Here is a 16,662-nt window from a genome sequence, read left to right as displayed (position 1 = left end):
GGACTGCAACCGCTTACAATTCATTGGAAACTACCTGGCATCCCGAACGAGAAACCGCGACGGAGCGCAGCATGCTTCCGCCCCGTCCGTTTCATCGGATGTATCTCTCCAGCACGCAGCACGCTTCATTCAAGCGGCGCGTTCGCGGCTTCCTGCAGCAATCCCGCGTACCATGCCCTCAGGTCGCGCTCCAGCCGCTGGGCCGTATCCGCGTATTCGTCCTTCAGGTTGACGCGCTCGCCCGGATCCGCTTCCAGATCGGAGAGATGGACATCGTCGGGCTGCGTGCGGTTGAAGTCGAGCTTGCCGTTCAGCACCAGCTTCCACTTCCCCTCGCGGATCGCGAGCTGGCTGCCGTATTCCCAGAACAGCGTCCGCTGCGGCAGCAATCCCGCTCCCGTTACCGCAGGCGCGGCGCTCCTGCCGTCGAGCTCGCCCGGCGGCGGGCTCTCTATCCCGGCGAATTCCAGGATCGTCGGTACGATATCGGCCATCATGCCGGCGTCGCTGCGCACTTGTCCGGCCGGAATCCGGCTCGGGTAGGCGAGAATGGCCGGCTCGCGAATGCCGCCTTCGAACAGGCTTGCCTTATGTCCTCTGAATACGCCCGCGCTGCCGCCGTAGTAGACGTCTTCCGTCCCGTCCAGATAATTGCGGGATTCCGAGGAAGGCCCGTTATCGCTCGAGAAGAACAGGATCGTATCCTCGTAGACGCCCGCCCGCTTCAATGCGGCTACGATCTCGCCGACGCCGTCGTCGACCGCGGAGATCATGGCCGCCATCGTCTGGCGGTCGCGCGGCAGATGGCCGTAGCGCTTCATGTACCGGTCCGGCGCATGCATCGGATAGTGCGGCGCGTTGTAGGCGGCATAGAGGAAGAAGGGCTCCTCCCGGTTCCGTTCGATGAAGTCGACCGACCGGTCCGTTATGAGCGTCGTCATGTACTCGCCGTCCCGCCATACTTCGTCCCGGTTGACCCATAAGTCGTGCACCGGGTTCGATTGCGAGCCGCCCCAATAGAAGATATGCGAATAATAATCGATGCAGCCGGCATGGAAGCCGAAATAATCGTCAAAGCCTCTGGCGTTCGGACGGGTATCGTCCGCCGAGCCCAAATGCCACTTGCCGTAGAGCGCCGTCCTGTAGCCGGCCGGCTTCAAGCGTTCGGCAAGCGTCCTGGACTCCCGCTTCAGGCCGGGCGTCCCCCGCTTCGCGCCGAGAATTTCGCCGACTCCCGCCCGCATCGGATATTGGCCGGTCAGCAGCGCCGCGCGGGAAGGCGAGCAGACCGGGGAATTCGAATACCAATCGGTGAATCGAACGCCGTCCGCCGCCAGCGCATCGATATGAGGGGTCCGAATGGCATCGGACCCGTAACAACCCAAATCGCCGTACCCCAGATCATCGCAATACACGATCACGATATTCGGTTTGTTCATGCCTATCAGCTCCTTGCGCCGTTCCTTCGCTTGATTCCAGCGGTCGTATGCGGCAGATTCCCTCCAGTATATAGCACGCGCGCTCATCAAGTAACCCTTATCAAGCATTTGTCCTATTTTTGCAGGGGCATATCCATCCGCCGTTCTTCTTCCTTGTTCCATGCCTGCGATTCTATAATCGGGAGTGAGACCGCATGATTAAGCTTCTCGTCGTTGATGATGAATCCGCCACCAGAAAAGGCTTGATGAAGCATATCCGATGGGACGAGCTGGGCGTCGATGTCGTCGAGGAGGCCAAGGACGGCATCGACGGGCTCGAAGCCGCCCGCCGCATGCAGCCGGATATCGTCGTATCCGATATCCGAATGCCGGGCATGAACGGCATCGAATTCACGACCAGCGTCCGGGAACAGTTTCCGGATTGCAAAATCATCTATCTGAGCGGCTATTCCGACAAAGAGTACTTGAAGGCCGCCATTCGCTTGAATGCCGTCAGCTATGTCGAGAAGCCGATCGACATCGACGAGCTGCAGACGGTGATCCGGGAAGCCGTGCGCCTCTGCGCGGAGAATCATAAAGCGAATCATATCAGCCTGGCGCTGTCCGAGAGCCTGCCGTTCATAAGGCAGAATATTGTCAACGGACTCCTGCACAGCCCGATCGATGGCGGCGAGCTGCAACGCAACATGCAGCTTGCCGGCGTCGCCTTCGCCCCCGGCGACTGGTATACGATCTCCATCCTCGTCCCCGCCTTCGATGAGGAGGAGTCGAACGATGTCAAATTGCGCTGCTCCAACCGGATCATCGATTATTTGCATCAAGCCTCGGACGGCTTCACGCACTTGGCGGTCATGCAGGATTCCGCCCGCATCGTCGTCCTCTCCGCGCATCGGCCGGAGCGCCGGCATGAGCTGTCCGCGGTCTATCCGCTGCTTGCGGCGCATTTGAACGACCATCGTCTGCCATGCGCCAAGCTGTCCTGGATCGTCGGACCCGCCTCGCCCGGCTTGCCGGGCGTACGGGCTTCCTACGAAACGGCGGCCGGTTATCTGAAGCAGCTCTTCTACTGCGACTCCGGCACGATTGTCTACGCTGCCGGCACGCCGGCCGCCGTATACAGGATCGATGACGACATCATGAACGACTTTGCGAAGCTGATGCAGGAGCTGAACAAGGAGGCCATCGCGGCGTTTACCGACAAGCTGTACGGGGCCATTCGGGCCAAGACCGGCACGCCGGTGGACGATGTCAAGAACGTGTTCTATCGGATGATGCGCCTGCTCGCGGAGCAGGGCGAGAAGCGCGGGCTCCGCTCAAGCCTGTCCAGCCCGGGGCAGGAGGAATACGACTGGGCGATGATATCCAGGATCGGCGATTTCAAGCAGCTGAAAGACTACTTTCTGCGCAGGGCGGCCGATCTCCTCGACCGCATCGCGAGCATGGAATCCAATTGCAGAGCCGTGCTGGACGTGCAGAAGTATATACGGGGCCACTACAGCGACAAGGAAATTACCGTGAATATGCTGGCCGATCACGTTCATCTGACGCCGACCTATCTGTCGTCGCTGTTCCGCAAGGAAACGGGCAAGACGATCAGCGAATATATTACGGAAGTCCGCATCGCGCGCTCCGCGGACCTGCTAAGGGCGCCGCAATCCAAGCTGTACGAGGTCGCGGATCTGGCGGGCTACAACGATGCCAATTATTTCTCCAAGGCCTTCAAGAAAATTACCGGCTTGACGCCTACGCAATTCAGGAGAAAGCATAAGCCGTGAGAAACCTGCTGCGGACGGTAACCGGATTATTCACGAACATGCATATTCGGAGCAAGCTGCTGATCTCCTACTTCATCCTTATCTTCCTGCCGCTGGCGCTGATGACGTCGTTCTCTTACAAGAACGTATCGCGCAATTACGAGAAGCAGATCCTCCACTCCGCCGATCAGTCCTTCGACCAAGCCTATACCTTCTTGAGCTATAAGGTGAACACGCTGATCAAAGCCTCCGACGTCATCTACTTCAACGCCGACGTGCAGGCGATACTGACAAGGGACAAGCGCGCGTTCGAGGACGATTACGTGCAGCAGAATATCGACAGGCAGAAGCTGGAGTATTTCCTGAACAGCTTCCAGAACGCGGAAGACGTCTACCGGGCCAGCCTGTACGTGCCCGGCTGGCTGATGTACGCCGGACAGAACTTCAACTTCTTCGATATGGACGCCTTCTCGCATACCGGGAGCTACCGGGCGCTGCTCGCTTCCAAGGACAAGGTCAGCTGGCTGCCGGAGCATGCGATCACGAACAACAATACCAATCTCGATCCGGTGCCGGTCATCTCGCTGGTCCGCAAAATCCGCAACAGCGAGCAGACGACGGAGATCATCGGCATTATCGAGCTGAACATTCTCAAGGGACTCATCGAAGAGATCCTGCAGAAGGCGAATATCACGAATGACGGCGTCGTCTATATCCAGAATGCGAACGGCGATATCGTAAGCTGCTCCAACACGGACAATTATCATCGGATCGACCCGAATCGGGCGCTCATCCAGGACGCCCAGGACGATGACGGCGCGTCATGGAATAAAGCGAGCATCGGCAGCAGCGATTACGTCGTCAAGTCAAGGGCGGTCGAGAACACGGACTGGACGATGGTGACGGCGATTCCATTGACGGAAATCTTCATGCAGAGCATCCGGATCCGGGACCTCATGCTCCTGTTGATGCTCGTATGCGGCCTTCTCTCCTACGGCCTGGCCTACTTGATTACGGGCGCAACGGTCAAGCGCATCTTGCTGCTCAAGAAGAAAATGCGCCTGGTGCAGGAAGGCGTGCTGAACGTCGAGGTGCAATCCGTCATTCCCGACGAGATCGGCGAGCTGACCGACAGCTTCAATCATATGGTCAAGCGCATCCGGCTGCTCGTCGAAGAGCAGTACCAGAACGGCAAGGAGATCAAGAACTTAGAGCTCAAAGCGCTTCAGGCGCAGATCAATCCGCATTTCCTGTACAACACGCTTGAACTGATCAACTGGAAAGCCATCGACAACGGCGTGCCCGAAATCGCGGTCATCTCGCAATCACTGGCCAAGTTCTATAAGCTCAGCCTGAACAAGGGCAAAGACATCGTCAGCGTCGAAGACGAAATCAATCATATACGCGCCTATGTCCAAATTCAGAATTTGCGCTTCGACAATAAAATCAAGCTGGACGTTCGGATCGATCCCGAGCTGTACGGCCGCGATATCCTGAAGCTGATCCTTCAGCCGCTCGTCGAAAATTCCATTATCCACGGCATCCTCGAAGCCAGGGACAGCGAGGGAGGAACCATCGCCATTACCGGCTGTCTCGAGATGAACGAGATCGTCTTGACCGTCAAGGACGACGGCGTGGGGATGCCTGCGGAACAAGCCGGGCGACTGCTTGCGAGCGGGAACGCCAATGACGAAGTCCAAGGGTACGGCATCCGCAACATCAACCACCGGATCAAGCTGTGCTACGGCCAGGAATACGGCCTCGCCTACCGCTCGTCGCCGGGCAGCGGCACGACGGTCGAAATTCGGATACCGAATCGCTTCCGGTAAACGAAAGGTTCAGGAGGGATATCATCCGTCCTGAACCTTTTGTCCGTTCGAATAACGCTACTGATTGGCTGCAAGGAACGCGTCCAGCTGCTTCTGCATCTCGGCCATGATCTTCTCCGAGCCTGCGGATTTAACTTTGGACACGAGCGTCTTCAGCCCCTCTTCCGGATTCTTCACGTAGCCGTAGTTGAGCGGGAACGAATATTGCTGCACGATATTGGTGACGGCGGCCATCTCGTTCTTAACGGGCTCGAAGTCGGGCGTGAAGAGCGCATACGGGTTCTCTCTCGCCCGATCCGCCAGCTTCTGACGCACTTCCGCGTTGTTTGGCGGAGTACCGACAACATCATAGCGGAGCTCGGGCGCCTTGAAGCCCCAGGAGCAATAGCCGTCCGGCGCGAATCCGTCCAAATCAAGCGGCTTCAGCTTATTGTCGGCCGTAATTTCATAATGCTTGCCCTCGATGCCGTACGTCAGGAGATTGTTGTAGCTTCGGTCCGTGCGAAGCAACTCGAGGAGCATCAGCGCGCGTTCCGGATTCTTGGACGAAGCCGGTACCGCCATGCCGTCCTGCATCGCTTGCGTTTTATAAGTGTACTTGCTGTTCAGATAGAATTGGACGTCCCAATCCGGGTGCTCCATGTATACGCCGCTCCAGGAATCTTGATTGTGCAGCTTGGACGCGGCCTTCCCTTCCGTTAACATTTTATCGTCTTTGTTGGAGAGAATGGATTTGGACCAGTAGCCCTTGTCCCCCCACTCTTTCATTTTCTTGAAGTAATCCAGGATGCCGTCCGTTTCATACAGGTTAAAGATCTTCGGATTGGCATCGTCCATGTTGATATAGAACGGGGAAAACTGGCTCGACAGGATACCGTAATAGCCTTGAGCATTCGCATAATACGTCTCAAGACCGCCGGAGGAGCTGATATCGCCGCTCGGATCGAGCTGCGGATCGTTCTTCACGACCGCGTCCATGAATTTCCCGTAATCGTCAATGCCGTCGATCGAGGTCAGTCCGTACTTCTTCATCAAGTCGCCGCGGACGATATACCCCATATCGCCGTACTGATAGAACTCTGCGGGCATCGCGTAGAGGTGGCCGTCCACTTCCGTCTGCTTGTAGAAATCCGGCGTGATCTGGGCAAGGCTCTTCGGCGCGTATTTCTTGGCCAGGTCTTTAATATCCAGGAATGCGCCTTTCCGCGCATTCTGGTAGAAGTTCGTCCACGTCGAAGCGTACACCAGATCGATCGGTTCGCCGGAAGCGAGCAGCAGCGGATACTGCGTGCCGTAATCGGCCCAGCCGACCCAATTGACTTTCAAGGTCGCGTTCAAGTCCTTCTCCAGCTTCTTGTTCAATTCGGCAAGCACCATATCGTAGTCCCTGGCAGGCGAGCCGATCAGATACATGGTCAGGTTCACATGCTTGGAGAGGTCGATATCCGACTTCGCCGCGCCATTGTCGGTGCCGGCAGCGGCATTATCCCCCGTTCCGCCCGCGTTGCCGCCGGTGCCCGCATTGCCGCCGGCATTCGAGCTGCCGCTCGCGCCGGAGTTGCCGCCGCTCGAATCGGCGCTTGAATTTCCGGAGTTATTGCCGCAGCCTGTTAGCGCAATCGCCATCGTGAGCGTGACCGCCAGAAGCAGCGTTAATACGTTTGATCGTCTCATACGCATCCCCCTTGAAATAGTCGTTTATGCGATAAACCGGATGACCCGGCATTATCCTTTGATCGCGCCGACCGTAAGGCCCTTGACGAAATATCTCTGCACGGACGGGTAGACCAGAATGATCGGTCCTGTCGCGATAACCGCCATGGCCAGCTTCAGCGACAACGTAGGCACGGAAATTTGGGCTACGCTTGCCATCTTGGAGATCCGGGATATGGCCTCGGCGGACTGCAGCGTCGAGAACAGCAAATATTGCAGCGGGTACTTGTTCACGTCCGTAATATAGAGCATGGCGTTGTACCAGTCATTCCAGTAATCCAGGGCATAGAACAAGCCGATCGTCGCAAGCCCCGGCTTCGTAAGCGGCAGAATGAGCTTCATGAAGATGGTGAAGTCGCCCGCTCCGTCGATTTTGGCCGATTCGCTGATCGAATCGGGGATCGAACTGATGAAGGTGCGCATCACGATGAGGTAGAACACGTTGATAAGGAGCGGAAGAATCAAGGCGAGCAGATCGTTCTTCAATTGCAGGTATTTGACGAAGAAAATATAGGTCGACAGAATGCCGCCATTGAACAATGTCGTGAAGTAGAAGAAGAACGCAAGCTTGTTCCTGTACTTGAAATCCTTGCGGTTCATCACGTAGGCCGTCATCGAAGTCACGAACAGCCCGACGGCCGTCCCGATCACCGTAATGGAGATGGATACGCCGTATGCCCTTATGATCGAGTCCGGGAACTTGAACAACACCCGATAGGCTTCCAGCGAGAATCGGCTTGGTATAAGGCCGTAACCGTGCAGCGCGATCGCCTGCTCGTCCGTGAACGATCCGGATATGAGAATTTCGAACGGCAGCAGGCATAGGATCGCCGTCACGATCACGACCGTATAGCTGATTACGTTGAATAATAGATTCGCGCCTTCCGTCTTCGGAACCCTTCCCTTCCGATCGATAGCAAGATTGTTCTCCATAAGTCTCCTCTCCTGACGAACACGTCATCGAGCCGGCCTAGAACAATGCGTTGTCCGGCCTGGTCTTTCGAATGACGCCGTTCACCACCATGATGATGACGAAGCAAAGTACGGATTGATAGAAGGTCGCCGCCGCCGGCATCGCGATATCGCCGCTCGTCAGAAGCGATCGGAAGACGAACGTATCGATAACGTCGGTCTTGTCGAACAGCTGGCCGTTATTGCCGATAATCTGATAGAACATCTGGAAGTCGCCGCGGAGGATCCGGCCGATGTTCAGCAGGAACATAATGAATATCGTCGGGCTGATCGACGGAATCGTAATATAGAATACTTTCTGAAACACGTTCGCTCCGTCGATTTCGGCCGCTTCGAAGCATTCCGCGTCGATGCTGAGGATCGAAGCGATATAGATGACCGACGTGTAGCCGACCCACTTCCAGGAGTTGAAGAAACAAATGATGAAGATCCATACCGTCGGGGTGCTGTACAGGTTGACGGGGTCCATGTGCAATGCTTTCAGCACCGAGTTCAACGTCCCGGTCTCGTAATTGAAGATGTTGTAGACGAAGACGCCGACGATCGTCCACGAAATGAAGAACGGAAGGAAGATGATCGATTGCGATACCTTCTTGAAATATCTCCCTCTCATCTCGTTAATGAAGATCGCGATCATGACGGCAAAAAGCTGCGAGGTGACCAGGTTGAGCAGGTTATACAGGATCGTGTTGCGCGTTACCCGCAGCCCGGTCCCTGAATTGAAGAAGTATTTGAAGTTCTCGAACCCGTTCCAATGGCTGCCGAACACGCCAAGATCGAACCTGTAGTCCTTGAACGCCAGTATAATCCCCGCCATCGGGATGTAGGAGATCAAGAAGACTAATAGGACGGCAGGCAGCGCCATGAGGAATAAAGTCCGATTCTTACGGAGTTCATAGAGAATGCCGTGCTTGTTCAACCGCTATCCCTTCCTTCGTCCGCGAGTCGTTGCGGCATTGCGCCGTTGCGCCATTGCTTCAGTGGCACACCCTGTCCATGTACAGCTTGAGGAACGCTTCGGAATCGACGCTCTTGGCGGCCCGGATGACGGATTGGCCGGCATTGCCCCGCCAATACAGCGCGCTTCGGTTGTACGTCTGCCCGCGCGTAAACTCGCCCTGCGTCTCCACGACGATCTCGTCCTGCTGGAAGTCCAACAGGCGATCGTCGAATACGGCGCAGACGGCGAGCGGATCGTGCAGCATCGGCTCGTGATTCGTCACCTTCCGCCACCTGGCGAGCAGATCCGGGAGATACGCCGCCGATCGTTTCGGGCGGGCCATCAGCCGGTCCGTGTCTTCCTTCCTCAGCACGCATTGCACCGTGACGTCCAGGCCGACCGCCCTGATCGGGATGCCGGATTCGAACACGACTCTCGCGGCTTCCGGGTCGCAGCGGATATTCCATTCGCTGAGATGGCTGTAGAAGCAGCCGCCCATCATGACGATTTCCTTCACCTTGCTCCGGAGCGCAGGCTCTTTGAGAATGGCGATCGCGATATTCGTCAGCGGGCCGATCGGCACCAGGGTAATATCGCCGTCCGACGCCATGACCGTATCGATGATGAAATCGATGCCATTCGTGCCGAACCCCGCCGCTTCCCCGTCCTCTTCCTCGATGTATTGGTTCGGGATCTCGTTCACGTCCGCCTTGCCCAGGATCGGATTTCCGATGCCGGCGCAGACGGGAATATCGGCACGACCGGCCTGCTCAAGCAGCCGAACCGCAAGCTTCGCCCTCGCTTTCACATTTTTGAACACCGTCGTTATGCCGAGCACCTCCAGCTCGGGCGATTCCAGCGCGAAGGCGATCGCCAGCGCGTCGTCGATATCGTCGCCGATATCCGTATCGATGATGATCTTCGTTCTCTCCATCCTCAGCCTCCCTAGCCGGGTTATTGGCATTCGCGTACATTCGTTGTACATGCATTGCGCTTGAGACACGCCATTCGTTTGAAAAGGCTTACACGCTCTATTCTAGAGTGAATCGGAGCCCGTTCATATAAACAAAAGTACGATTTCGAGTAAAAATATACGATGTTGCGCGATGACCAGGCTGTCGCTGTCTTGGGGCAGGCCTTGCATCTGCACACTTCTTAATGAAGTTGCAGGTCACAGGCCGTTTCTTTTTTAGTAGGACTGAAGAAACATGACCTGCATTCATTAATTAGTAGGCGTATGTCGGCGAGATGGAGGCGATATCGGAACGATGTGCCGGGCTGGATGTTCATCAAGAGACAGTAGTTGCTTGTGTTTTGTACGGGGAGTTAGATCGCAAACCCATTCGTCCGCATCCATATCCCGATACGTATTTCCGGAAAGTTACCGGTTTAACGAGGGAATGAACGCCAACGCATCGGAGGAATAATCGCTTACATTTTGCAGCACGATCAGCTTGCTCTGGAGACGACTGACCTCTTCCGTTTGTCTGTATCGACTGCATGATTTCTTCCTTGACATTGCGCGCACCGAGCGCGTTAATCCTCAGACTGACCACATACATCGGAGCAAGGACGATTAGAAAGGCGACAACCCATTTGAAATAAATCGAATTTCTCTTCAAGTACATTGACGGTTCCCCTGCTTGGTCAATGTCGGCTTCATGCAAGTTGCTGTCAGCAGGCACGGAATCCGAGTCGCTGACGTCCGGGGATCGGATGACCATCGCGTTCCAGTCATCTCATTGGTACATATTAATACTAAACTAATCTATTATGTATCATTGATATATTCAATTTATTTTCGTGCCGCACCCTGCCTTGCAAGCTACCGGTTCAGCAACAGCCGGCACGATCAAGCAAACACGGGAAGGAGGGGCGCCCGTCAATTTCGGGGGGCAAAAAAATAAACTCCTGCCCGTGTAGAAAACCACTGCAGGAGTCATTGGCTCAAAGGCCGGTTACGGCGAAAGCTCAAGACATTCTCATCCCCGCCGGGAGGCGTTTGGAGGGATGGGCGCCAATAAAACAAGGATTTGATTGGTCCCCGTTCGTTTTAAGACGCGATATCCTTCATCGGAAGCGGTCGCAATTCCATCGTCGTTCGATTGACAGTATCCCCCTTGTTTACAGGTTCCGTCGTCACGAACGAGGATCTTGCCAAGCAGTCCAACTGCGGCCCATTCCGGCCTTTTGATGCGCGGTACGTACGCTTCGGCTGCATTATACTCTGGGTTCACAATCTTCTGCAATTCTGTACGTTCGGGTACAACGATATCCCCCATGGTATCCGTTACGGCCGGCACCATCACTTCCTGGAACAACCAGCGCCCCCATTCGTCTTTCAGCCATTTATCCTTCCATTCCAATTCGGCGGCATCTCCCAGAACGCCCGGCGTCGCGCTGGTGATCCCCAGAATAAATAAATCGCTCCGATTCGCCTTCCGAATGCGGTCGCTCTCCCCATCCCATGTGACGAAATAGCCGACATCGATCGGACTGCCATCCGCGGTTTCGAACATCTCCGCGTAATCCGCGGCCCCCGTTACCCATCCATTAGTAGCAATCCCCCTGGCCAGCGTCCCGTCGATTCTCGCCGCTAGGCCCAGCGCAGCCGGAGAAGTTCCATTGGCCAGATGCCAGGAATAATCCGAATCGGCATTGCCATGTTTCCCCATGATGTGCGCTCCATCGTGGTTGTTTGTGTTCGTATCTACCCCTTCGGCATGGGAGGCGTAACCGCTGGCCGTCGTCTGGTAGCCTTCGGTGTGGGACAAGCTCCCGCTCGCTGACGTTAGATAGCCCTCGGCGTGCGAGGCTTCCCCGCCGGCCGTCGTATTCTCCCCTTCGGCGTGCGCGTTAAGCCCGCTGGCCGTCGTTCCATTCCCTTCCGCATGCGATTGGCCGCCTTGCGCCTGCGTGCCGCTTCCCTCGGCGTGCGCGTGAAGCCCGCCCGCCGTCGTTCCGCTCCCTTCGGCGTGCGAAGCATTGCCGATCGCGACGGTATTCAAGCCTTCCGCGTGCGACTGCTCCCCTTGCGCCTGCGCACCGCTGCCTTCGGCATGCGCGCTGTTCGCGCTGGCCGTCGTGCCGTTGCCTTCGGCATGGGAGGTGTAAGCGCCGGCCGTCGTCTGGTAGCCTTCGGCGTGGGACAGGCTCCCGCTCGCTGACGTAAGGTAGCCCTCGGCGTGCGACGCCTCCCCGCCGGCTGTCGTATTCTCCCCTTCGGCGTGCGCGTTAAGCCCGCTGGCGATCGTTCCATTCCCTTCGGCATGCGATTGGCCGCCTTGCGCCTGCGTGCCGCTTCCCTCGGCGTGCGCGTGAAGCCCGCCCGCCGTCGTTCCGCTCCCTTCGGCGTGCGAAGCATTGCCGATCGCGACGGTGTTCAAGCCTTCCGCGTGCGACTGTTCCCCTTGCGCCTGCGCGCCGCTTCCCTCGGCATGGGCGCTGTTCGCGCTGGCCGTTGTTCCATTGCCTTCGGCATGGGAGGTATAGGCGCCCGCCGTCGTCTGGTAGCCTTCGGCGTGGGACAGGCTCCCGCTCGCTGACGTAAGATAGCCCTCGGCGTGCGACGCTTCCCCGCCGGCCGTCGTATTCTCCCCTTCGGCGTGGGCGTTCAGCCCGCTGGCCGTCGTTCCGTTCCCTTCCGCATGCGATTGATCGCCTTGCGCCTGCGTGCCGCTGCCCTCGGCGTGCGCGTTCAGCCCGCTGGCCGTCGTTCCATTCCCTTCCGCATGGGATTGGTCGCCTTGCGCCTGTGTGCCGCTTCCCTCGGCGTGCGCGTTCAGCCCGCTGGCCGTCGTTCCATCGCCTTCCGCATGGGATCCGTCTCCGCTGGCCGTCGTACTGTCACCCTCCGAGTGGGTGTTGATCCCGCTTGCTGTCGTATTAAACCCTTCGGCGTGGGAGCTGCCCCCGCTCGCCGTCGTACTGACCCCCTCCGCATGGGAGCCATTCCCGCTGGCTACCGTAAAGAAGCCCTCGGCATGCGAAGCTACCCCGTTGGCTGTCGTACTATCTCCTTCGGCATGGGCCACAAAAGCATCGGCTACCGTAAAGCCTCCTTCGGCATGGGCGCCGTCCTGGTTCGCGGATGTGAAGCCCCCTTCGGCATGAGAGGCCCCGCCATTGGCCGTAGTTTGAAGCCCTTCTGCGTGGGCGCCGATATTTCCGTTAGCCAACGTCCTGGAGCCCTCGGCGTGCGAGCTCTCTCCGCTGGCCTTCGTTCCCGTTCCCTCGGAATGCGAAGCGATTCCATCGGCAATGGTCCCGTTTCCTTCTGCGTGGGAAAAATCGCCATTGGCCGCCGGCCCGGGTGAAGCCGTACTATCCGATGTGCCTCCTTCGGCATGGGCGGCGAATCCCTTGGCAGCGGTGCCGATCCCCTCGGCATGGGAACTTGAGCCGCTTGCCGTAGAAGGCGCCAAATGGCCGGCCTGATCCACTGCGCCCCCTTCGGCGTGAGAAGCCCTTCCGCTGGCGCTATTCCCCTCCCCTTCGACATGGGAAGAAGTCCCGCTCGCGATCGTATTCAAGCCTTCGGCATGCGCGTTATCCGCCTCTGTTCTGGTGTTCTTGCCTTCAGCGTGGGAGGCGATACCGACGGCGATGGATGTTCCCGCAGTCGCGCTCAATCCCTCTGCATGGGATGCATGCGCATTTGCGATGGTGGCATTACCTTCTGAATGGGATGCGTTTCCGATCGCTTCCGTGTTCGACCCTTCCGCATGCGATGCCGTACCGATTGCTCTTGTCGGATCGCCTTCGGCATGGGAAAAATCCCCGATCGCTTGCGTATTGTATCCTTCGGCATGCGAAGCAAAGCCGCTCGCAATCGTGCCGGTTCCTTCTGCAACGGAGCAACCATTGGCAGGATCGGTTCGAATGCAGCTGGTTCCGCAAGTCCCGGCCGGCCCTGGAGGACCGGGAGGACCCGGAGGCCCGGCTGGCCCCGTTTGGCCCGTTAGGCCGGTTGGACCCTGAACCCCCTGCGGCCCGGCAGATCCCGCAGGGCCGATCGGCCCCGTTGCGCCTTGGCGGCCCCGAGGCCCGGCAGGCCCAACCCGTCCCCGCGTCCCTCTCGACCGCTTCACTGCGAGACAATTCGTGGAATGCAAGGCCTTATCGAGGTCCGTCAAAGAATGCGCGATTTCTTTCTGGGCCAGCTTCGTGTTGTGGCGCTGTACCCAACATTTCGCTTTCCGCAGCTCGTTGATGGCCGATTTGACTTGTCGGATCGCCCGTTTTCTCTCACCCAATCTACGCACCTCCGTACCGGTGTTCTTAATGAGGGTTTCCCTTTATTTAAATCCGCGAGGCAGTCAAGCGCTCTACCCAGGTCGCCGATCGCGTCCCCGATTCCATCTTCGGCGCGCTTGATCCATCGCAATCGCAAGGCGCATTCGACCTTTTCAAGTGCTTGGATAGCTGCATTAATATCGCGAATGCATTGCGTATTCCGAAGATTTCTCGAATTCCTTCTTTGTTTTGCTTCCAAAAAGATCGCCTGCCTTCCGGTTTAATGGGTGACTGCCGCGAACAACCGTCTCCTCGCTAACGACAAACCCCACCTAGCGGCATTTATCTTGGATACAATATGAGTATCCCGGCAAGAATGGATGGACTCATGTACGTGGTTAGCCACATATTTCCTTCCCGCGTCCCGCACCGTATCTTGCGTGCAACAATCGTGTAGATCTGCTTTAATTGAAAAAACCTTGATGGAACAGGCTTACTGTCCATCAAGGTTCGCTATTATTTGGTCCCGCAACGCCTGGCTTACCGGTACCGCATCGCCTTGAACAATTCCTTCATCGACGGCTTCTTGCCGTACATGAGCACGCCGGCGCGGTAGATCTTGGCGGACAGCCAGCCGCTGACGAAGATGGTGGCGAGCAGAATGAGGATCGACAGCCATACCTGCCAGGTCGACGGGTCGGACAGGCCGAGCCGGACGACCATCGCGTACGGCGCGAAGAACGGGATGAAGGACGATACTTTCATGAGCATCGAGCCCGGGCTGTTCAGCCCGCCGAACATGCAGATGTAGAAGCCGGCAAGCGACAGCATCGTGATCGGCAGCACCGCTTGGCCGAGGTCCTCGGTGCGGCTGACGATGGAGCCGACGGCGGCGAACAGCGTCGCGAACAGGAAGAAGCCCGTCAAGAAGAACACGATCGCGTACACCAGCAGCACCGGATCGATCATATTCAGCGAGATGCCGAATTCGTTCAGCTTGTCGGCGTTCTGCGGCAGCGTCATGTTGATGACGATGACGACGACGTAGACCGCCAGCTGGGTCAGCACGACGAGGAACATGCCGAGAATTTTACCGAACATCGCCTTCAGCGGCGCGACGCTCGTAATGAGAATTTCCATGACGCGCGAGCTCTTCTCCGCCGTGATCTCGCTCGCGATCATCTGGCCGCTGATCATGATCGCCATGAACAGCATGAAGATAATGACGTACACCGTCGCGATGTCCATGCCCTGCTGCTCGGTCGATTTGCCTTGGCCGCCGATGGCGCCCGTGCCGGCGCCTTCGCCCGCGGAGATCTGGACCGTATCGAGCACGATCGGCTTCGTCAGCAGCGCCTTCAGCTCGTCGCTGAGTCCGCCGCCGTTGATGACGCCGTCCATCTTGACCGCCTGCAGCGCCGTCTTGAGCGACTGCGACACCTTCGATTCCATCAGGCTCTCCGACTTGTACGTTACGGCAGGGAAGCCGCTCGCCTTATCCGGCGTGAATTCGATATAGCCGTCGATCACGTCGTCGGCAACCGCGCGTTTCAGCGCTTGCTCGTTCGCCTCCGCGGAACCGGCTTCCGCGATCGGCACGAGCTTCAGCTCCGGCTTCTCCTGCGCTCCGTAATAGCTGTTCAGCATCGCGGCGATGCGCGTGGACGTGAACAGCTCCGACTTTGCCTGGTCCCCGGCACTGTCCAAATACCCGATCGCCGTCGTCTTGCCCTCGCCGCTGAACTTCGAGATGATATACGGCAAATTGATGCCGACGCTCATGATGACCGCGATGATGAGCGTCGTGACGAGAAACGCTTTGCCGCGCAGCTTGTTCTTCGCCGTGAAGCCGACAACCGTCCAGAAACTGTTATTCATGCTTCTCACCTACCGTCTTAATGAAGATTTCGTTGAGCGTCGGTTCCATGATCTCGAAGCGCTGCACGCCGGTCTGCGCCATCGCCAGCTCCAGTATCGGCCGGCCTGCCGACTCGTCGGCGATCAGCAGCTCGTAGCCGTATTCATGCCGCTTCACGCCCATGACGCCGCGGATCGCTTCGAGGCCGGACACGTCGCCGTCCGTGGCCAGAATGACGCGTTCCCGCGGAAACTGCTTCTTGATCGCTTTCAAATTGCCTTGCAGCACGGGATTGGACTTGTGCAGAATCGTAATGTTCCGGCACAATTCCTCGACATGCTCCATCCGGTGCGTGGAGAACAGAATGCAGGAGCCGGCGTCGCGAAGCTCCTTGACCGTCGATTTCAGCAGCTCGACGTTGACGGGATCGAGTCCGCTGAACGCTTCGTCCATGATGACGATCCGCGGATTGTGGATGATGGACGCGATGAACTGTATTTTCTGCTGGTTCCCCTTGGACAGTTCCTCGACCCGCTTATTGTAATATTCCGGCACGGCGAACCGATCCAGCCAGCGCTTCAAGTTCCGGTCGGCGTCCTTGCGGGTCATGCCCCGCAGCTGCGCGAGGTACAGGATCTGGTCGCTCACCTTCACCTTCGGATAGAGGCCCCGCTCCTCCGGCAGATAGCCGAGGTTGTGCAGCTGCTCCCTGCTGTATGCCTTGCCGTCATAACGGATTTGCCCGCCGTCGGGATAGATCAGGCCGAGCACCATCCGCATCGTCGTCGTCTTGCCGGCGCCGTTCGCGCCGAGCAGCCCGTAGATTTCGCCTTGCTCGACATCGAAGCTGATGCCGTTCACGGCGGTCTTGTCGCCGTACTGCTTGTAAACCTTCTCCAGCGATAAAGCATTCATCGTCACA

At 57.7% G+C, this 16,662-nt stretch carries 10 protein-coding genes; 2 read left to right on the top strand and 8 right to left on the bottom strand.

Features of this window, described 5'->3' with window-relative positions:
* Positions 1–125: 125 nt before the first annotated feature.
* Positions 126–1,439: a sulfatase-like hydrolase/transferase gene (locus GXP70_RS06440; protein ID WP_162355689.1), complete on the bottom strand. Its 1,314-nt coding sequence runs from the start codon at positions 1,437–1,439 to the stop codon at positions 126–128.
* A 194-nt stretch (positions 1,440–1,633) separates the two neighbouring features.
* Between GXP70_RS06440 and GXP70_RS06435 the strand changes: the two genes are divergently transcribed.
* Together GXP70_RS06435 and GXP70_RS06430 are read left to right on the top strand one after the other, a co-directional pair.
* A complete protein-coding gene (locus tag GXP70_RS06435; RefSeq protein ID WP_162355688.1) occupies positions 1,634–3,214 on the top strand; it encodes a response regulator transcription factor in 1,581 nt (526 codons plus the stop codon).
* Positions 3,211–5,022 (top strand): cache domain-containing sensor histidine kinase, encoded by a 1,812-nt coding sequence (locus GXP70_RS06430; protein WP_162355687.1) that lies wholly within the window; start codon positions 3,211–3,213, stop codon positions 5,020–5,022. Before GXP70_RS06435 ends, GXP70_RS06430 begins: the two co-directional genes overlap by 4 nt.
* Before the next feature lie 57 nt (positions 5,023–5,079).
* On the opposite strand, the gene GXP70_RS06425 is transcribed toward GXP70_RS06430, so the two are convergent.
* The 7 genes from GXP70_RS06425 to GXP70_RS06390 form a co-directional block, all read right to left on the bottom strand.
* Positions 5,080–6,696 carry an ABC transporter substrate-binding protein gene (locus tag GXP70_RS06425; protein ID WP_162355686.1) on the bottom strand — a complete coding sequence of 539 codons (1,617 nt, stop codon included), beginning with the start codon at positions 6,694–6,696 and terminating at the stop codon, positions 5,080–5,082.
* 51 nt (positions 6,697–6,747) lie between these two features.
* Positions 6,748–7,668, bottom strand: coding sequence for a carbohydrate ABC transporter permease (locus GXP70_RS06420; protein WP_162355685.1), 921 nt, complete (start codon positions 7,666–7,668; stop codon positions 6,748–6,750).
* A 37-nt stretch (positions 7,669–7,705) separates the two neighbouring features.
* Complete coding sequence (locus GXP70_RS06415) at positions 7,706–8,626, bottom strand: ABC transporter permease (RefSeq protein WP_225442688.1); 921 nt, start codon at positions 8,624–8,626, stop codon at positions 7,706–7,708.
* A gap of 58 nt (positions 8,627–8,684) precedes the next feature.
* Positions 8,685–9,581 (bottom strand): nucleoside hydrolase, encoded by an 897-nt coding sequence (locus GXP70_RS06410; RefSeq protein ID WP_162355684.1) that lies wholly within the window; start codon positions 9,579–9,581, stop codon positions 8,685–8,687.
* 1,048 nt (positions 9,582–10,629) lie between these two features.
* Positions 10,630–12,825 carry a peptidase G2 autoproteolytic cleavage domain-containing protein gene (locus GXP70_RS06405; RefSeq protein ID WP_225442837.1) on the bottom strand — a complete coding sequence of 732 codons (2,196 nt, stop codon included), beginning with the start codon at positions 12,823–12,825 and terminating at the stop codon, positions 10,630–10,632.
* A 1,597-nt stretch (positions 12,826–14,422) separates the two neighbouring features.
* Positions 14,423–15,760, bottom strand: a complete 1,338-nt coding sequence (locus tag GXP70_RS06395) for an ABC transporter permease (RefSeq protein WP_162355683.1) — start codon at positions 15,758–15,760, stop codon at positions 14,423–14,425.
* On the bottom strand, positions 15,753–16,655 hold the full coding sequence (locus GXP70_RS06390; RefSeq protein WP_162355682.1) for an ABC transporter ATP-binding protein: 903 nt from the start codon (positions 16,653–16,655) through the stop codon (positions 15,753–15,755). The genes GXP70_RS06395 and GXP70_RS06390 overlap by 8 nt, the downstream gene beginning before the upstream one ends.
* Between the last annotated feature and the right edge of the window lie 7 nt (positions 16,656–16,662).

The organism is Paenibacillus lycopersici (assembly GCF_010119935.1).
Classification (GTDB): domain Bacteria; phylum Bacillota; class Bacilli; order Paenibacillales; family Paenibacillaceae; genus Paenibacillus_Z; species Paenibacillus_Z lycopersici.
Note: the sequence above shows the minus strand (reverse complement) of the source record. Positions and strands in the feature narration are given on the sequence as shown.